Source organism: Pseudoalteromonas luteoviolacea NCIMB 1942 (genome assembly GCF_001625595.1).
GTDB classification, from domain to species: Bacteria; Pseudomonadota; Gammaproteobacteria; order Enterobacterales; family Alteromonadaceae; genus Pseudoalteromonas; species Pseudoalteromonas luteoviolacea_A.
On sequence record NZ_AUXT01000188.1, the window covers coordinates 35999 to 56386 of the forward strand.

The following is a 20388-nucleotide window of genomic DNA, read 5'->3' on the forward strand; positions in this document are numbered from 1 at the left end:
ATAACGATCCTACAGCGGTAATTAATGTCGAAAAATAGTAGTTTTTTAAAAACATTAATGCCAATATGGCACCAATAAAACATAACTTAATGTCAATCCATGGATACAACTAGTCGCTTAATCATGCTTTTAGAAGTGGTTGAACAAGGTTCTTTTTCCAAAGCTGCTGAACTTAGAAATATAGATCGTTCTGTAATTTCAAAGCAAATCAGTAAATTAGAAGAAGAGCTAGGTGTAAGGCTACTTAACCGAACCACACGCTCTTTTTCGCTGACAGCGGCTGGAGCTGAAATGGTTAAAAAATCGGCGGAGCTGAGGCTGTTACTTCAAGATACAGTACAGATGGCAGAAAATTATCACCAAGAGCCAAGAGGTCTATTGAGGATCACGTCATCGAGCTACATTGGTAAATACTATTTGCTTCCCGTGATCAATGATTTTCAAAAACGATTTCCGCAAGTCAATATTGAACTGAGATTAGATGATAGGGTCATAGACATGGTCTCGGAGGGGTTTGATCTGGCGTTTCGAGTTGGTGAGCCTAGGGACTCTTCGCTTATTGCGCGAAAAATTGCACGCAACCGAATGCTTATCTTGGCGACACCACAATTTATAGAAACCTATGGTGAACCCAAAACAATGGCAGATCTAGCTGAGCTTCCAGCAGCGGCTTATACCAGTAACCATATTCGCTTTGAGTCAATCAGTTACGTTGATGACAAAGGGAAGCATCAAGAGCAACCTATTAACCCTGTATTTAGATCTAACGACGGAGAAGCCTTGTTGGAAAAAGTGCTCTCACACACCGCCTTTTGCACATCGCCCGCATTTTTCTTTGCCGATCATATAGATCACACGCAATTGGTACCTCTGCTGACGCATGTAAGCTTGCCTGACTACAGCGCAATGTATGCGGTCTACCCACATAGAGATTTACCCGTTAGAACAAGGTTATTTTTGGATGCGGCTAGACATTATATTGGTGAGGCAATTCCTCGTTGGGAGCATAATATCCCGGGGCTTGATAAGATGTATCAACCGAAGTAAACCGCTCTCGATTTACTACAAGTTGTCATATCAACTGACTAGCTTGTAAAAATGAGCCTAGACTAGGCTACTCTATCAACGCGATTTCTTTTTTTGTGAGATACGCTTTACAAATAACAGCTGAGTGTCACTCATATCTGAGATAGACGTGACATGTTTATCTACCTGCTTAACCTCTTGATAGGTGTGTGTTTTAAAATTATAACGCCACAGTATGTTACGTTTCGTCAGTCCATATAAAGTACCCCTGTGTTCAACAAAATGTGCCTTATGCGCATGCTGATTCAATATTGTCAAAGCACCCACCGCCTTTGCCTTTTAGCCAAGCAATATAAAACCGCAATAACTTTAGGCGTTCAGGTCGAAGGTCGCTGTTGGTCTTTCAGAGTGATTTGGTTTCTCACGGTATCAATGATCCGCGCGTTTATTATCATTATTTGTCGCACGTCTTCTTGCTAGCTTTTCTTATTGGTGCTCATTTATGCCCACAGTAAAGACTTTATTATTATTTTATACAATTCGTCTCACCACCACTTTATATTACTATTATGTAAGCAAAATAATAAACCCATGATTTAGAATATATAAATCATGGGTTTTTAGATTTAATGAGTGTTACATACACTCACCTAGGTGCTTCCACACTGCCCAGCGACTTGAGTATTGCGCGGGGTTTTGATTGCGCGTCCACCATTTTGCTTGGTATAGCTGACCATCAAGACTCGCTTGTTTACCCGATGTATAAACACGGCTTGCCTGCCACGCCTCAACATCACAACTTGGCTTGCTGCCAGTTATTTTAAAACTATGGGTTTGTGACTGTGTATTTAAACCCTCTGCATCTGTTGCGATTGCAAAAATGCTGTAACTACCAGGTTCGGCTGTATAAGAGACGCTATATGGCGCGATGGTCGATACTGCAACTTGTTTACCATTGACGAAGTATGCTACTTGCTTGAGGTCATTGTCTTTATCACTGGCAATAACAGACAACGCAATTTGCTCACCTGATTTAAAGCTACTGCCATTTACTGGACTCGTTAAGTTCACACTTGGTGCTTCAGGTATTGGCTGTGGCTCAGGCTCAGTCACTGTAATCGTACGACTCACTTTTGCAGATTGTGCTCCATTATTATCAGTCGCAACAGCACTCAATTGATACGTTTCGACTTCCAGTGGTTGATAGTTGAAAGCGTATGGCATGCGAGTTAGTTCAGTTAATGGCTTACCATTAACACTCACGTTGACCCTCGTAATATCACCATCAGCATCATTGGCAACGAATCTGACTGATACTGACTGCCCAAGTTCAATCGAAGCGTTGTTTGTAGGTGCGGTCATACTCAAAGTTGGTGCTTGATTTGGCTTATCACCTGACCCGCCACATTCAAGGCCCTTTTTCCATACGCCCCAAGAGCCGGAGTTGCTTGCAGGGTTTTGATCTCTATTCCACCATTTGGCTTCATATTCAAACCCATCAAAGGCGACTTTGTTGCCTTGCGTATACACTTTGCCATCCTGCCATGGTGCAGTTTGACACTGGCTCGGGTCAATAAGACTAAATGATACCGGCGATGCATCTGTTGATAGGCCTTCATTGTCAGTAACACGAGCGGTAACCGTGTATTTCCCTGTATTGTCACTATTAAATGCGGCCTCAAACGGTGCTGCCAATGCAGTATCATGAAGCTTGCCATTGATGAAAAACTCTACCTTTTCAACCACGCCATATTCATCTTGTGCATTCGCTTTAAGGGTAATGTCTGTGCCAATCATGTAGCGGCCATTATTATCTGGGCTTGTAATCGAAATCGTTGGCGCTTTGTTCTCAGTACATGCAAATACGCCCACAACTTTAAACGCCTCACCAACAGCTTGGGTATCATAGCCTAAATCCGCAGCGGCATCTGTCACACCACATGCCAGCGATTCAAACTTCCCGTTGTATACCCAAAAGTTTTTGTTGGCATGTAGCATGACTTCATAGGCTTTTTTTACACCCCAGCCTTCGGTATTAGCAAGTGAGTAAAAAGCACGGTTAAATACACCAGAACTGTGGTGTACTCCCATGCCTATTTCATACTTGCTGGCATGGCCGATAGATCTACCATCGCGTTCAGGAATTTCCATGTAGCGAAGTGCAGTTCGATTTTTAAAAATACTTGCGCCGATTAACCAGTCGACTTCACAAGTTCCGTCCGGTTTTTGATTCATGAAACACTCGAGTGCTTCTGAGGTCATATCTGAAAATGACTCATTCACACCGCCCGACATGTTGCTGTATACTAACTTAGAGTTTTGATGCGTGACACCATGGCCTATTTCGTGGGCTACAACGCCAAGAGAGGTGAACGGATACACACCGTATTCATCGAGATCACCATCACCAAAGGTCACTTCTTTACCATTCCAAAAGGCATTTAAGTAGTTTTTTCGGTAATGAATTCGCATGACTAAGTCGCCAGACAATGCGCGGCTATCAAACCAATCTTTGAACATATCTATCGTCGCTTGACCATAGAATATAGCGTCATTGAGCGGCGAATAGGCACCATTCACATGCTTATGCGTATTTTCATAACAGGGGAACTGATAAGTCTGCGTATTTGTTGTGCCATGTTCCATATCGATAACACGAATGTCTGTATGTGACATTTCACAATTGCCATTGCCCAAGTCCTTTGCATGAAACTTTGGCATGTCTTCACCGTAATAGTGTTTACCTATTTTTTCGTTACCACCTGGACCCATGCCTATTTTAGAATGGTTTAGCATTTCAATGCGCGAAAGTACTTCACCTGTATGCGCATCAATAGCAAATTCAGGACGAAGCGGCTCATGTTCAGTTTCCGCAAAAAACGTCACTAAATAAGCCAATTTCAGCTTGTCACTATGTGGGTAAATCACTAGCTCAACATGTTCATCAGACGACGTGATTAGCTCAGCGATTTGCTCTTTTGCAAATTCAACGGCCTTTTGCTCAGAAAAGCTAGGCTTAACGGTATCAAGAGTTAGGTGTGGCAAGACCGAGCCACTAATTGAAGTTATTTCCCCTTCTGGCTGAAACCAGACACTTAAAAAGCTCTGCTCGTCGTGATGAGTGACGATTTCCCCTCCATACACTCGTACACCTTTATAAAATTGGCTACGACGCATATGCCTACCATCTTCAGTTTTATGGTGAGTTCTAAACTCAAGCTCTGATTGTGTATCAGTAGCACTAGACCTGAAAATACTTTGATTTTGAGACAGCTGAGATTTAATCGTCGCCTTCAATTGTGCATTGTTGTGCAAACTCACAGGCTCTTGTGCCAAAGCAGCAATGCTCGAAAACACGCCAGCACTTGCTGCGACCAATACAGCGATTTTTTTTGCTTTTAACATGGATATTTACTCTGTACTTGTTGTTTTTTTCGTTGTTAGAAAGGTGCGTCCGTGCACCTGATTTGAACTTTGTTGATTCAGTTTGTTATAGCTTACGCCAGACTGAACTGCTGCCAGGAGCTTGACCGCGCGTCCACCAGCGGGCTTGATACGTTTCACCGTTATGCACGACTTTGTCACCACCGGTGTAAACTAAGTCACTGCGCCAATCACGCACCTTGCCATCATCTGGAATGATCTCAGCCCACACGCCGCCATTACTTGGAATAGCACCACGCGTCCACCAACGCGCTTTGTATTGAACGCCCTTGTACCAAACAGTATTGCCTCCGGTGTAAACCTTATTGGCATCCCATGTTGTTTTGCCATCGCCCGGTGTTGGTTCAGGTGTCGTCTCGACATTTTTCACTGTAACGTTGAACTGACGCGTCACGCTGTTCACACTGTCAGAAACCACAACCATACCGGTAATTGTTTCTGTTTTTGTCACCTCTGCCGCTTTTACGGCAACCGTACTACCACTGCCAACCACTGTGTGGCCAGGCACTTTCCAAGCAAAGCTCAGCGCTTTACCTTCAGGATCGGTCGCTGAAATACTGACTGATTTACTGGTGTTTTCGTCTAATGAGATTGCAGAAATGCTGCCTACTACTGGCGCTTTATTTTCAACAACTGGTGCTTTTACAACCACCTTAACTGTGCGATTTACAGTGTTCATGCCGTCGCTTACCGCAAGGTTTACTGTATAAACAGAATCGTTTGTGACACTCGGCGCAGTGACGATAACGCTGTCATTTTCACTTTGAAGATTTAAAGCAGCATCACCTTGCCACTCAAATGAAAGTGCTTTACCTTCAGGATCAGATGCTTGAGCCGTTAAAACATGAATATCACCTGCATTTAACGTAATCTCACTCGCCAGAGATACCACAGGTGCCTTGTTAACTGGTTTAGGAGGTGTCACTTTGCCAGCCAGACCTTCGTGCATCGCATTGAGAATATCACCGTTATCCGCGTCAATTTCCCATGCGAATAAACCACCTAAATTATGCTCACGTACATAACGACCTTTTGCACGCACAGAGCGAGGGCTATCGTAGGTAACCAAGGTGCCTTTCTGGCGATTCCAAACATATGCAGCTTCAGCTTGTTCATCGTACCCTACTTCAAAACCATTAATGCCTTGCTCATCATGACCTATCATATGAGCCTTAAGTCCCTTGTAGTCGATAACGCCTGCTTCCCAAACACCTTGAGACGTTGACCCGCGTAGCTTACCATTGGCTGGTGCCGTCATTGGGTTATCCGCAATTTGTGCATTTTGTGGGTAAACACCTTCCCAGCCTCGACCGTACATCGCAGTACCAACAACTAGCTTTTCACTCGGTACACCTTGCGCTAGGAGCAGCTTGATTGCATTATCGAGCGTGTAGGCAGGCCCTTTTCTCGTCTCTCCATTTTCATCAACACCTGTTCCGTTGCATTCATCTGTAGACATATGCGTGCCACAGTAAATTGCCGTTTGGTGTCCTGTTACATTGTTCCAGCCGCCGGCAAAGTCATACGTCATGGCAAAAATGTAGTCCATGTACTGAGCGGCTTGCTGGTAATCAACGTCTTCTATTTTGTCGTAGCCTGTACCAATAGCGGATGTCAGCTCAAACTCACGACCCATTTCAATCTCAAGCTCATCTAACATTGCTCGGAGCTCTTTCATTAGAATGATGTACACTTCACCATCTTTGTCTGAGCCTAAGTTTGGATTCGCACCATCACCACCTGGGAATTCCCAGTCAATATCAATGCCGTCGTAAAACTTCCACGTCTTTAAAAACTCACGCATTGAATTTACAAACGTGTCGCGGTGCTCTTTTACATCAAAGTCAAAGAATGGATCTGACAATGTCCAACCACCCACTGAAGGTAAGATTTTCAGTTCTGGATTACGTTGTTTAAGTGCCATTAACTGTGCGTAAGTACCTCGAATTGGGTCTTTAGCGCTGATCCCTGGAAGTGCTTTTTGCACTGCCGCCCATGGGTCGTGTATAACAACTTCATAATCTTTTGAGCTACCACACGCCAATTTAAGCGCGCGCAGGCTATTACCATTTTCAATCTCAGCGAGAGAGTCATTAGGACCACATACTGGGATAAAGCCGTATAGTAAATGCGTTAGATTGTCCGCGGGGATCTGAGTAACATCGAACTTACGGCCGTAAATGCCCCACTCAACAAAGTAGGCACCAACCACTGTGTTTGGATCCGTATCAAACTTTTTGTTGTTTGGATCCACGTTTAACTTGAGTGGCTCTAAATGACCTCCGTCCGTATCTGCAATTACGATTGGTTTGGAGGCTGACATGGAGCAGCCTGATGCATCACACAACGCTATTTTTAACTCGTGGCGCCCTGATTTATGATAAGGGAAGCGGATTGTGCCACCCGTGGTCCCTTCTGCAAGAGTGCCTTCATTGACTACTTCATTGTCAAAGTACACTTTGTAGCTGTTGCCACCTGTTCCTGACCATGCGTTCCACTCAATTTGAATGTCTACAACGTCTTTAGCCTGAATTAACTGTTTGTATGAACCTCGGCCATAAATATTCACGTCTACAAACGAATAGTTTTGTGGCTTCCAGTTAATACTTGGCGTAGAAGGAGCTGCGACGGCAGCTGCACTTGCAAGCGCAGCACCTACAGCTGCTGCAGTTGTTAAATACTTAAACATGATTAGATTACCTCTTAGATATACTTATAGTTTTTTCCAAACAGAATGCTGGTCTGGTTGCTGATTACGCGTCCACCAGCGAGCTTGATATCGCGCGCCATTAAACGTCACAATTTCACCGCCTCGATAAGCTTTACTCGCCTGCCATGATGAATTGCCTGCATCTGAATCATCACCAGTTGTTACAAGTTCCCAAGCATGACTTGATGTTGGCAATTGGCCTCGTACCCACCACTTGGCTCGATAGGTTTTCCCTTGATACACAACGGTGTCGCCTGCTGTGTATACTTTGCTTGGTTCCCAAGTATCATCGTTTGGTGTGCCTGGATCTGTTTCGATGTTTTTCACATTGATAACCAGCGACACAGTCTTGCTTAGGCTGCCGTCAGACACTGTTACCTTGCCGTCAAAGCGAGTATCAGTGTCCACTTGAGGCGCGGTTATCGTGATAGTAGAGCCAACCCCAGAAAAACTCAGTGCACTTGGTAATTGCCAGTCAAATTTCAGCGTCGCTTGCTCATCGTCAAAAGCATGCACATGTAAATGTTTAGTTTGGCCTTCATCAATTGTGATCGGTGCAGGTGCGTGTACAGTTGGCGCCGTGTTTGTAGGTTTTGAAATGACCGTCAAATTGTAGCTATGTGCCTTATCCGATAAAAACACCTGATTACTGCTTAAAGCATTTGCTTCAAAGACTATGTTACCCTGTGCGTCTTTAACACCAATGCGAACCATTTCGGCAAATTGCGCATTGAGTTTAGACGCGAACAATGACTGCCAACGTGATGCATTGTCATCTGTAATATTCAGCTTCTCTTGGATAATTTCGTTGCCATTGCCGTTAAAGACACGTACCCAAACGGTGTCACCGGCTTTGGCATCTTGCCCTTGTTTAACAAAGTACCCGACTGGATGCCACGTATCTGGCGTAGGTGTAGAGTCGGTACTGCGTAAAATTGTCACGTCGCTACAGTTATAAAACCCTTCACCGACCACGTCATCACGCTGCCAGCGGCTATATAAAATGGCGTCGCCGTTGAACTTTTCAGGAATTGCGACTTCCATTTCATAGTAACGCTTGCCATCAGGTGCCATAAAAAATGGAATGTTGCCATGCTCTTGCACCAGTTCCAGATCATGCCAAGCAAGTGGGTTTTGCTCGAAGTCCACACCTGGCTTAGTCAAATAAAACTGCCAAAAGCTCGGATTGTGTGGTGTTGTTGCACGATAACGGATTTTCACTTTGCCATCTGCGTTTGGCGTGACCTCCGTTTTTTGCCAATCTTTGGAAGGTATATTCATACCTGCTTTTTGGACATCGCCTGCGCCACATAGTGTGCCATTTGGAATATTTGCTTCTACCGCTGCTTGATTATGAAAATCCACGGTATTGGTCGCAAACTCATGTTTTTGAATAAACTGTACATGTTCAGATTGCACGTAAGCCGCGCGGCACGCTGCATTAGGAATTTTAGAGCCATCTTTTGGCCACCAAAATCCCCCCTGCTCCTGACAGATTGCCTGCCTCGCCTTAGGAAAATCCATATAGCCATGTGCGTGCACTTTGCCAATGACGCCCACACCTATGGCTACGCCTAGCGCGCATAAGGTTACTTGCTGTCTCATAGTTTTCTCATTTATTGATTGTATGAGTGATCCGTAGATCACTCTGGTTAGGAATATTGAACCCGGTTACAGGCTACATACCTTTTGCCAAGCACCACCATCACTTGGTGTACCATTAGTCCACCACCTAGCCTGGTAAACAGCACCATTGTGTATGAGCATATCGCCACCTACAGCATGGCTAGGATCGCCAGCCCAGTTAGTGCGCGGCCAGTTTGGATAAGTGTTGATGTTTTCAATTTTTACACCTTCACACTGTGTGCCGCTTGGCGGGTTTTTGTCGCCATCACCGGGAGTCGGTACGTGCTTTTTAACCACAGGTAGTTCAGGGTATTCAGACGTAAACGCATACTCTTTGCCGTCTTTTTCAACTACAAAGTTAACAGGACCTGTGATCGGCATGTAGTACATCACTTGCGCATTGACCGTTTCGCCTGGTTTAAACGACTCTAGCTGACCGCCCCATTCATTTTTAAAGGTGATAGAGAAACGGTGAAATTCATTCTCAAAGCCACCAATATTGTTGCCAGCACTGTTAGAGGCATCGTGCGCCACTGTCATACCCAGCTTCTTGCGCGCATTCCAATTTGACTTAAAAATGGCAGACGTTGACGTTGGCACATTGAACGTAATCGTGGAACCGGTTAGGTCAATTTCTGAATTGTTAGTAAAGACAAACGTTGGACGAATTGGGTAGTTTTGGTCGCCCACAGGGAAGTCTTTTGCTTCGAATTCAATATCAACCGCCTCGCTTGGTGTCGCAAACTCGCCGTCACCAATGTGGGCGTCATACACCACACCACTTTGGTTGAACGTGTTATATGCCAGCGCTGTCATTGTCGAGCCCATATAGTACTCGCCCTTGTCAGCATGATAGTCAAAATCACCCGCCAGCTCCCAGAACATCACGCCGCCAAGTCCTTTATCAACTACGTAATTTAACTTGGTTTTCATAGACTCGGTGTCTTCCATTGATAGGAATACCTTTTTCTCGGCGTTATATAACCATGGTGCTACAGCAACATCATCGTAGTAACGAACATAGTCACCGCGAAATACATCATCTGCATCGGTTGCAGGTGTCAAACCGTACTCTTCTAAATAGCTTGGGTTAATGCCATGCTCCAAGTTTTTAGCGTGCCAAAGTGGGTTAGAGCCTGCTGCAACCTCTTGACCATTTTCAATGTCGTGCCATAGGTTATCGATACCAATTGCGCCGTTACCACACTTGTTCTTTTCACCAATACCTGTGCCTTTTGGACAGTTATTTTGGTTTGGAAGTGGCGCGCGTCCCCAAAGGCCATTTTCGCCACCGCGCACATCTCTAAAGCCACGGGTGTAATATGGAATACCAATATTGATTCGACCTGCCGGCAATGCACCACGGAAGTAGTTCACAGCCCAATCAGTATTCAAATAACCAATTCCGCCAAACTCTTTAGTACCGTACACATTCCAAACTTTAAGCTCAGTATCTTTTCCTGTGTCGTAGAGTGGCGCATTGTGACCAACGTGATCGTTCCAAGCTCCGTGAAGGTCATACGACATGATGTTCACAAAATCTAAGTACTGAGCAGTTTGGAAGGTTTCCATACCACGCAACAAGTAGCCTGATGACGGAGATGCGATAGTCAGCATGTAGTGTTTGCCATCTTGTTCACCCGCTTTATCAAGCGCTTCGCGCAGGTCTTTCATCAAGACTTGGTATGATTTATTCAAGCCCGCACGTCGTGCATTACTAACAGGGAAGTCTTCTGGGTGACCAGAATCTTTCATTGAAGAAGGATATTCATAGTCAACATCCAAGCCATCAAAACCATAAGTTCTTAAGAACTCGACAGAGCTTTTAACAAACTGGTCGATGCCTGCTTGGTTTACACTGCCATCAGCATTTGTGGTCATAGTATAAAAACCACCAGTGTTTACACGGTTACCGTTCTCGTCAAAGTAGCCACCGGTTTCGGCCCAGCCACCCACAGAAATCATGGTTTTTACATGTGGATACTGCTTTTTATATTTATTCAGTAAGTTGAAGTGGCCCTTGTATGGCAAGCTTGGGTCCATCTCTGCACCAGCAACACCTGGCCATGTCATATTAGTCGCGGCATTACCTTGTGCGTTTGTATTACCAATGCTAATTTCATTTTGGCTGTTTACATGGGCAAACGCATAATTGATATGGGTGATTTTGTCCCATGGAATGTCTTTAACTAGGTAACTTGGTTGATCATTTTTACCATGACGCCAGCTGGTGAAGTAACCGATCACACGCCTTGGATGGTCAGCCCCCATTTTTTCACGACCTTCGCTGTCGTAAATATCACAATAAGCAGGTGTCACGCCGGGGGTTTGGTATAACCCTGCAGGACGACAATCTTCATGGCTCGTTTGAGTACCGTCTGTCGCCTTAACCGTGAACGTGCGCGTTACTGATTCAGACTCTAGGCCATTTTCATCTTTCGCCACCAACGTAAATGTTTGCTGACCTTTCGCTTTTGCAGTCCACACAAATTCGTATTCATTTTGCGATGTTGAGATTAGCTCCACACCATTCAAAGAGAGTGATTGAGTAAGCTGATCCGACTCTTTGTCGTTAGCAATCAATGTAAATACGATTTGACTACCTACTTCCAATTCACTAGGTAGCTGTGCCGCTAATCGCGCAATTGGCGCAGTGTTTTTGTCGGCTGGAGGAAGCGCTTCAACGCTCACTTTTCGGCTCACTGACTTAGCCGTTGCGCCATCATCATCAAGCGCCACACCATGAAATTCATGGCGCCCTTGTTTTGCTTGCCATGTGAAACGATAAGGCGCTTCATTTAAAACTTTGACCAGTTGATCATTATGATAGATAGCAACATGCCTAACTTCACCATCGCTGTCTTGTGCCGAGAAATCGATAATGACTTCTTCATTTTCAACAACAGTAATATCCGCAATTGGTTTAAGCAGCTTAATTGACGGCGCAAGGTTAACAGGTTCAGCCCCTTTACACTCGCCGAGTTTAGTCCACTCTTGCCACTGTCCCGAACGGGCTTGAGGTGAGGATCTATTCCACCAGTTAGCTCGGTATGCAACGTTATCTTGTTGCACCTGATTGCCACCAACATAGATTTTTCCTGATTGCCACTGGGCAAGATTACTACAATCAACATTTGCAAGTGCAGATGCACTGAATAATCCCATAGTTATGGCACTTAACTTAAGTGCCCTATTGGGTAGGATTGACACGCTCATTATTATTTTCCTAACTTATTTAATTTCATATTCACAAAACTACATCTGGTAACATGTGTACCTAATGCAATACTGAGCGAAAGCGATTGTACCGATCCGAAAAATCACCACAAGGGATTGGTTAAAATTAAAAAACACAGACCAAATAACTAAAAAAACAACCAAAAATAAGAAAATATAGAAATTGTAAGCCATTGATACATCTACCCTTGTTGATTTAAACACAACAAAGATCAAGTTGTAAAAATTAACAAAGTTAACACCCATTTTGTTTACCTTTATTTACATTATAAAAAGGTCCAACCAGAAAACAACAACTTTAGGTTTGGTTATTTTTTACTTACTAATACTTTTTAATATAAATAACGCATCAAACTCAACGTAGAACAAACTCAACAGATAAAATAAAAATACTGATAGTTAACGGTTAAAACAGAATAAACTAGTAAAAACAGTAGATTGTATATAAATAAAGGAAAAGTTGAATTGCAAAAAATAGAATTAAAAATATCAATAGTACTTTTTACCTACTTACAACGTGGTGTTTTTAAATAATTTCGCGCCTTAAACTAATTTAACAAAAATAAAACATTCTTAAGTTGACACATATATTTGCCACGCTAAGGTTAAAAAATAACTTCAGATTAGAGATTAATATTTCATGCGCTTTTTGTTTAAATTAATGTTTACAGTGTTGGTTTTTTGTTTTGGATTTGCGATGGGGGTCTATTCTTTGCCCATTATGATGGCTCCGTCGGCGCCAACTCAAACAGCGCTTTCTGATGTAGCGAACGGTGCTAAATTTACAGCACACTTTACAAAGGACTTGCAAGGTTCTGATTTTTTGCACTTTGGAGAAGGTGACATATTTATCGGTGAGCAGAGTATAGGCTTTGAAGGAAGACTTGCGCCAGGGCCAGATTATCGCCTTTATTTATCCCCAATCTTCGTCGAAACTGAGCAAGAGTTTGAACAACACAAAAGCTCGATGCAGTTTGTCGCTCCTGTTTCAAGCTTCAATGGCTTTATTGTTGATGTGCCCCAATCCATTGAGATAGACAAATACTCAACAGTGATAGTCTGGTGTGAATCATTTGGCGAATTTATTACTGCCGCCAAATATCAGTAACCTACTATTTTTCATAAACTTTTGGGTAGGATCTTATTTAGCTACTAGATACATAGCTTTGGAAGCTCAACTCACATGATTGGCATTTCGTAACAATCGTGAATAATGGTGCTCTTATATAAGAGCACCATTATTTTAAAGCGTGATGGCGTTAGTATTTAGTTCCTAAGCTATTCTCACACCCTTCGGCAATATAGTTATCACTGCCTTTGTAGTAAGCTCTTAAAGTACCCAGACGGCTCTCATCGTTCAAGGTAAACCCTTCAAACTCGTACTTACCACCTGCATATTTTAATAAAGTAATAGACTCTCTAAATTTATAGTGCTGAGAGTTTAGTTCTAGGGTCAAAGCCCCATAATCGGATCCATACTGACTAGTAGGTTGATAAGTGCCTTGTAAAACGTACCTGTCATTACGTGCATTTTCGTCAAATTGTGATTGAGCCCCCAATATCATACGATCATTTGCTTTAACGCATATCCTCATATATTCATAGTAACTACCAGTGTCGTATTCATCTCTCTCAACATACAGCACACCATAATGCGTATAGCTATGTTGATTTAATTCACCAGCGGGGAATGACTCAAAATCATCTGGTCGGCTACCGAACGAATCGCCTGCACTATTGAAACTATTAAACTCTGAGTTGTTGAAGCCTTTTCCTACTTGAGCAGGTTTATCTTCCGATATCTAATATTCTATTGTTTGTGAAATTGCTTTACCTGAGTGCGCTGCAACGAGTGCGATTGGCAAAACTGTTTTTAAGTTAAACTTCATGCATTTTCCTTAATTAATGTTGCTATTGGTAAAAGAATTCATTTTCAATTTTGACCGTCTAGCTGTAATTACTTAAGTCCGTGTTTCTAAGCTTTTCTGCCTCCCCTCTACTTTCAAACCAAACCTCAGCGCGTCAAAGTAAATCTCATGAACAAATCAACTAACAAAACAAGGTTTGCGGCCCTTTACTCACAATAAAAAATATTGATTACTTGATACCAACCCGCAATTCAAGAGCTTTATATTGGCAAAGCGATTTTACCATTAGGCTGGAAACAAAAAGCCGTACGCTCTCCAAACTCATGGTTCCATAGTAAATTCTTTATTCGAGCTCTAGTAACAAATTAAAGTAGCGGCCAAAAGGGAGCAAAGTAATGCTCCCCTATTAAAGTATTAGGCAGGTTTAGTTTAGTACTGACCCAGGTACGAAGCACAGCCTTCTAACTCATATGCTTCTATTCCTTTATAATAGGCTCGAATATCTCCTATTTTCTCTTGGCCGCGTTGTACTTCGCCATAGAATTCAAAACTCGACGTATCATTTCCTTTAAACAGAGTGATTCGCTCTACTTTAGATTCTTTGTAGTGTTGCAGGTTTAGCTTCAGCACAGCAAAGTCTTTTGCTCCTTTGTAGCTGGCTCTATAAGTGCCCTTACCCATGAATTCGATACCTTTGTACATCCCGTCATAAAGCGAATTGGAAGCAATAACAATGCGCTTGGTCGACTTAACGCAAACCTTAAGGTATTGCTCAAATGTTCCGAAAAATGGGTTATCGCTTTTTTCGATGTATAACACACCTTGGTGCATTCGATTGCCATTGATTGGGTTCAAGTCCGTTGTAGGAAACGGAACAAAATCAGAAGGTCGCCCGTCATTTTGATCACCTGCACCGAATGAATCACCTGCACCGAATGAATCGCCTGCACCGAATGAATCGCCTGCACCGAATGAATCGCCTGCACCAAATGAGTCGCCTGCACCAAATGAGTCGCCTGCACCGAATGAATCACCTGCACCAAATGAGTCGCCTGCACCAAATGAGTCGCCTGCACTTTGGATGCTATTAAACTCTGAACTATTGAAACCATGGCCAACTTGGGCTGGTTTTTGGTCTTCGGTGTAGTATTCAATTGTTTGTGAAATCGCTTTTCCCGAATGAGCTGCAACCAACGCGATTGGCAAAACTGTTTTTAAATTAAACTTCATTAATTTCCCTTAATTTAAGTTGTTATTGGAAAGAGTTTTTGGAGGACTTCAGCGAGCATAGAGTCTATATAGTCGCGCGCCTTTATCGCATACTGAGGCCACATATTAATAGGTAAATGGTTTATATGGCTGGCAATCGTTGCGACTACATATTTTAACGTACCGCTTAAAAGCAGCTTATTTATTTGATTATAATTGGCATATAAGGTTTGAACAGCCAAGTTCAGCTCATTAAGAATATCAACAATTGATGGCGCTGATTGGATTTTTCTTTGCAAAGCTTTTATGGACGTAATAACTTTTTCAAGTAATTTAATATCATTTGCGCTAGTCCTTTCACCGTTTTGAGTATAAGTGAAAACACTATGCATAACTTTATGTTTTTCAGACGCTTCGATGACTAATTTGTCATAATCTATAGACTTAGCCCCCATAATTAAAGCGCCATCACTGGTATTATACACCTTTAATTTAGGGGTCAACTTAATTAACTTTTCTTGAGCAAGCCTCGCCTCATTAAAAATGCGAGAAGAATATACATATTCTCTAAAATTGCCCTTAACCTTTAATTCCGCATCGAATTTAGCCTGAGATAAATCACTTGCACTATTAAAATAGTCTGATAGCTGGCTATGGTGCGCGTTTGGATCTACGTAGCCGTAATCACACCCCAGTAAAATTAGCTTGTTAAACCCTAAACGGGAAAATGCAGCGGCTGCCATATTTGTAACTGTAGGATTACAATGAAAAAGAGGTTTAATCGTCGTCAAACCATTTGAAAACAGCTCACTCCCAAGATCGTTACCTTTGGTAAATACAATTTTATGATGAAACTGGTTGATGAGTTTTGGATAGACAGTGCTTAAAGTAACTAAGGCCACATCTTTTAACCTGTGATCCGTTAACTGGCGCTCTTTCAAGTAATAGTTTGCTGGGGTTCGTTCCATTTCTATATGAAAGTCAGGAATAATCCCCTCTTTCAGCAATGCACCTAGTGCAGTACCACATGACGCAACAATCATATTAGCAGAGTCTTGTCGCAACTTTTCCAGATTTTTGTCTAGTGACGGGCCATTTCCAATTACGGCCACCGGTATATTTGAATAATCGTCGAACACATTTTCATGACTGTTCACTGCACATAGCTTGCTATTTTCTATACTGTGAGTAAGGCCTAATAATTCATCTTCGAAAAAACCCCACATGCTCGCTAAGTTATTGCGCCACTGCTTAAACTCTGTGTAAATCTGGTCGAATAAAGGCGTGCTATAGTGCCGATACAAACTGATGTCTACTAATGTATTAGCGCCCCTTTTATTCACATACGCTCTTAATTGGCCAATAAATTGCTCATAGCTAGTAAGATTGAAAAAAGTGAGAGAGCCGTGGCGCGTTTTACATTCACGTTCAATGCTGTTTAGATCAATGTTTGCACAAGCTGTTGCATACTGCTCTATATTAGATTCAACAACGATCACATCAGTGTAATGAATTAAAGAAAGTAATTTATGGATATGATAGCCAGCCCCAAGCCCGAGTACTAGCAAGGTTCCCCTTTGCGGCTTAGAATTGGGATTACAGCCTAGTTCTTTCGCAACCAAATTTAGGCCATTGATACATTTTTGGTGTGTATTCTTTGTTGCATTATCGGAAAGATAGTTTAGTCGCAGATGCGTTGGATGTTTTAAGAAAAGTGAAGCTTGATCTTCGCAGCTTTTTTTAGCGTCAGAGCCATAAAAGTTATTTTGATAGACTTGAGTATCTTTAGTATTTTGACACAACAATTGGTGATAAAAATCATGCGACAAATGTTGTTTTAATAATCCATAATTATGATTAATAAATTCCATATCCTTTATTTATTGTTACGCAATTAACGTTGCGCATTCTTCCATAGCTACTTTGTATCGTCAATCAGAAAATCTATTAAAAAAAACAATATTATGCCTATAGTATAGTAACCAAACAGTTAAATTTGATAGTAATTGGATATATCTTAGCTAGCTATTATTAGATATTAAATGACTTCCGTGAAAATATAAATTATTTCATGAGTTGTACATCTAAAAAGCATAAAAAAAACCACGCATAAAAGCGTGGCTGGAGACACATTGCATGGGTGTATTGCAATGAATTAAGTCGGGCAAGATGAATACACCTTACCAAAGGGAATATTTAAGCTGCTTGATTGGCTGAGTCCTGTGTTCGGATCAAGTAATCAAAGGCACCTAAGCTTGCTGTAGCACCACTCCCCATCGCGATTACAATTTGTTTGAACGGGCTTGTGGTAACATCACCAGCGGCGAAAACACCTGGCATATTAGTAGACCCTTTACCGTCAATTTCTATTTCACCAAATTGATTTAATTCTATTTGTGTACCTTTCAACCACTCTGAGTTTGGGACTAATCCGATTTGAACAAATACACCAGCGACCAAGATCGACTGCTCTTGATGAGTATTGAGCTCGATGTACTTAAGCCCCGTTACTTTTTGCTCATCACCTATAATTTCTGTCGTTTGTACACTAGTGTGAATTGTGATGTTAGAAAGACTACGTGCTTTTTCTATAAGAACCTGGTCAGCTTTTAGCTCATTCGCAAACTCCAAAACAGTTACGTGCTCTGCAATATTCGCGAGATCTATCGCAGCCTCAATACCAGAGTTACCACCACCGATGACCGCCACTGGCTTTCCTTTGAATAAAGGACCGTCACAATGAGGGCAATAAGCAACTCCCCTGCCTTTATATTCTGCTTCACCAGGCACATTTACAGATCTCCAGCGTGCACCTGTGGAGATAACAACGGATTTTGCTTTCAATTTTGCGCCGTTTTCTAATTGTATATCCAGATAATCATTGCGTACAATATTAGCAACCCTGTTACTCGCCATAATATCAACGTCGTATTGTTTAACATGTTGCTCTAATTGCGCGACTAATTTAGGCCCATCAGTCTCTTTAACGGAAATAAAGTTTTCGATACTCATCGTGTCAGCTACCTGACCACCAAATCGCTCAGCTACAACCCCAGTATTTAGCCCCTTTCTTGCAGCGTATACAGCAGCGGATGCGCCTGCGGGCCCACCACCAATAACCAATACATCAAAAAGAGCCTTGTCATTGAGCTTTTCGACTTCCTTTTGTGCCGAATTACCGTCAAGCTTTTTTAGGATATCTGATAGGCCTATCGCGCCTTGGCTGAACAGTTCACCATTCAAATACACACTGGGCACAGCCATGATGTTGCGCTCTTCCACTTCACCTTGAAATAGTGCGCCATCTATCATAGTTGTTGAGATGTTCGCATTATTCGCGGCTAAGGTATTGAGCGCTTGCACTACCTGAGGGCACGTCTGACAACTTAGAGATACATACACCTCAAAGTTCAATTTCTGAACAATTGACTGAATCACTTCTATTTCGTCGTTATTCAATCTACTGGGGTGTCCACCGGAGTGCAGTAGCGCAAGCACTAAACTAGTAAATTCATGACCCATTGGAACACCAGCAAAACTAATTTGCGTGCTCGTTTTTTTAGAGCTAACAACAAGTGAAGGCCGTCTAGCATTCATATCGTAGTTTTCGACCACCGAAATGTATTCGCTCAACGAGGCAAGATCTTGAGCTAGAGAGTTTAATTCATTGGACTTGTTGCTACTATCCAATGCTATTTTCAGCTCGATTGGTGATGTTATTTGTTTAAAGTGCTCTTTTAACTGACTTTTAATTTGCGCGTCTAACATATTTATAATTCCTCATTGAAACGCTAAGCACATGCTTGCTGTAAAGCGGAGATGCAAATTTCTGATGTTCGCCTGCTAGTAAAAACCGGCAGGCTTAAGGCTAGAAAGGGCTTAGATTTTGCCGACTAAATCAAGAGAAGGAGCTAATGTTTCCTCACCTGGCTGCCAAGAAGCAGGACACACCTCACCATCATGCGTTGCAATGTATTGAGCAGCTTGTACTTTGCGAACAAGTTCTTTTGCGCTACGACCAATCCCCAAATCGTGTGTTTCAACAACTTTAATTTCACCTTCTGGGTTAATGACAAATGTGCCACGCAGCGCTAGGCCTTCTTCTTCAATCATTACACCAAAATTGCGAGTAATTTTGCCTGTTGGGTCGCCAATCATCGGGAATTCGATTTTCTTAATGGTATCTGACGCATCATGCCATGCTTTGTGAGTGAAGTGCGTATCAGTAGACACCGAGTAAACTTCTACACCCATTTCTTGTAGCTGTGCATAATAGTCTGCAAGATCGCCCAGCTCAGTTGGACATACAAAAGTAAAGTCCGCAGGATAAAAGAAAACAATGCTCCATTTACCCAGTAAATTTTGCTCTGACACATCAACAAAGTCACCTTTATGGTAAGCTGTCGCGTTGAAAGGTAAAAGTTTTGTGTTAATCAATGAAGTGCTCATAACTATCCTCTTTAAGAAGTATGTAATTTTGTTTTAAGCCGTAGAGGCCTTGCTTGAACACAAAGATATAAGCTTGCAGGAATTAAATAAAATTGATTAAAACTATCATTGCTATCGAATAATTTGATTGAATATTCTGAAAAGCAAATTAAACCTTAGGTATAATCAACACGTAGAAACCAAAGAAGTGCAATAGCACAGCAGTTCACCTGTACCAGTTGCTTATATGCAGCCGAACATATTAAACCACATAAGAAAAGAGTATTTATGCATCCATATTTCAACCACATACAACTAGGCTACTTGGGTTTTGTGCCATTTTTACTGTGTATTGCCGCAACGCTCATGCTGGGCAGCTCTGAATCCCTAGTCGACGTGTTTAGCTACTACAGTATGGGCATACTTGCATTTATGGCAGGTACTTTATGGCGAGCTGGAGAGCAACCGAAATCACACGCAGTCTTCGCTGTGGCTACAGTGATCCCATTCCCATTACTTTCGTTTTTGTCACCAACGCTGACACTAAGTTACTTAGCCGTTTGCTTTTGGGTGGTCCTTTGGACGGAAAAAGCGATGCCTAAATGGCAAGATACGCACAAAGATTACAAGCAAATGCGCTTTATTTTAACATCCGTTGTGTTTGTTTCTCACTTATTCATGATATCTCAAGCAATTGAATTGACTAGATAGAATAATTCCTCCGAAGCTGAGTAGGTTTTACTCTTCAAGTATTCTTTTAATGTAATGTAAAAAAGCTACAAGTTCTCAACCTGATAGATTACCATGGCGAAATAGTATCAGGAGTGTGAAAATTGATAT

13 protein-coding genes are annotated in these 20388 nt (G+C 42.2%); 3 read left to right on the forward strand and 10 right to left on the reverse strand.

What is annotated here, in order from left to right; genetic code table 11:
- Positions 1-99 precede the first annotated feature (99 nt).
- The gene (locus N482_RS17905; RefSeq protein WP_063378342.1) at positions 100-1047 is read left to right on the forward strand and encodes a LysR family transcriptional regulator; all 948 of its coding nucleotides are present in this window, start codon (positions 100-102) and stop codon (positions 1045-1047) included.
- Positions 1048-1122: 75 nt separating this feature from the next.
- Here the strand turns inward: N482_RS17905 and N482_RS25295 are convergent, their stop codons facing one another.
- The 5 genes from N482_RS25295 to N482_RS17930 form a co-directional block, all read right to left on the reverse strand.
- A complete protein-coding gene (locus tag N482_RS25295; RefSeq protein ID WP_196765349.1) occupies positions 1123-1344 on the reverse strand; it encodes a hypothetical protein in 222 nt (73 codons plus the stop codon).
- A 318-nt stretch (positions 1345-1662) separates the two neighbouring features.
- Complete coding sequence (locus N482_RS17915) at positions 1663-4431, reverse strand: Ig-like domain-containing protein (RefSeq protein ID WP_063378344.1); 2769 nt, start codon at positions 4429-4431, stop codon at positions 1663-1665.
- A gap of 85 nt (positions 4432-4516) precedes the next feature.
- The gene (locus tag N482_RS17920) at positions 4517-7159 is read right to left on the reverse strand and encodes a glycosyl hydrolase family 18 protein (RefSeq protein WP_063378345.1); all 2643 of its coding nucleotides are present in this window, start codon (positions 7157-7159) and stop codon (positions 4517-4519) included.
- A 24-nt stretch (positions 7160-7183) separates the two neighbouring features.
- Positions 7184-8785 carry a lytic polysaccharide monooxygenase gene (locus tag N482_RS17925; RefSeq protein WP_063378346.1) on the reverse strand — a complete coding sequence of 534 codons (1602 nt, stop codon included), beginning with the start codon at positions 8783-8785 and terminating at the stop codon, positions 7184-7186.
- Positions 8786-8851: 66 nt separating this feature from the next.
- A complete protein-coding gene (locus N482_RS17930) occupies positions 8852-12022 on the reverse strand; it encodes a glycosyl hydrolase family 18 protein (protein WP_063378347.1) in 3171 nt (1056 codons plus the stop codon).
- Between the two features lie 718 nt (positions 12023-12740).
- Here N482_RS17930 and N482_RS17940 point away from each other — a divergent pair.
- The gene (locus tag N482_RS17940; protein WP_231100889.1) at positions 12741-13151 is read left to right on the forward strand and encodes a DM13 domain-containing protein; all 411 of its coding nucleotides are present in this window, start codon (positions 12741-12743) and stop codon (positions 13149-13151) included.
- A 151-nt stretch (positions 13152-13302) separates the two neighbouring features.
- Here N482_RS17940 and N482_RS17945 read toward each other — a convergent pair whose 3' ends face one another.
- The 5 genes from N482_RS17945 to ahpC all read right to left on the reverse strand — a co-directional run bounded on the left by N482_RS17945 (position 13303) and on the right by ahpC (position 19569).
- A complete protein-coding gene (locus tag N482_RS17945) occupies positions 13303-13689 on the reverse strand; it encodes a hypothetical protein (RefSeq protein ID WP_155730635.1) in 387 nt (128 codons plus the stop codon).
- A 651-nt stretch (positions 13690-14340) separates the two neighbouring features.
- Positions 14341-15141 carry a hypothetical protein gene (locus N482_RS17950; RefSeq protein WP_063378351.1) on the reverse strand — a complete coding sequence of 267 codons (801 nt, stop codon included), beginning with the start codon at positions 15139-15141 and terminating at the stop codon, positions 14341-14343.
- 14 nt (positions 15142-15155) lie between these two features.
- Positions 15156-16991: a motility associated factor glycosyltransferase family protein gene (locus tag N482_RS17955; RefSeq protein ID WP_063378352.1), complete on the reverse strand. Its 1836-nt coding sequence runs from the start codon at positions 16989-16991 to the stop codon at positions 15156-15158.
- Between the two features lie 325 nt (positions 16992-17316).
- Entirely contained in the window at positions 17317-18888 is a 1572-nt protein-coding gene (gene ahpF, locus N482_RS17960) for an alkyl hydroperoxide reductase subunit F (protein ID WP_063378353.1), read from the reverse strand.
- Positions 18889-18999: 111 nt separating this feature from the next.
- Positions 19000-19569 carry an alkyl hydroperoxide reductase subunit C gene (ahpC, locus tag N482_RS17965; RefSeq protein ID WP_063378354.1) on the reverse strand — a complete coding sequence of 190 codons (570 nt, stop codon included), beginning with the start codon at positions 19567-19569 and terminating at the stop codon, positions 19000-19002.
- 267 nt (positions 19570-19836) lie between these two features.
- Here ahpC and N482_RS17970 point away from each other — a divergent pair, with 267 nt between their 5' ends.
- Positions 19837-20259, forward strand: a complete 423-nt coding sequence (locus tag N482_RS17970) for a DUF3429 domain-containing protein (RefSeq protein WP_063378355.1) — start codon at positions 19837-19839, stop codon at positions 20257-20259.
- Positions 20260-20388 lie beyond the last annotated feature (129 nt).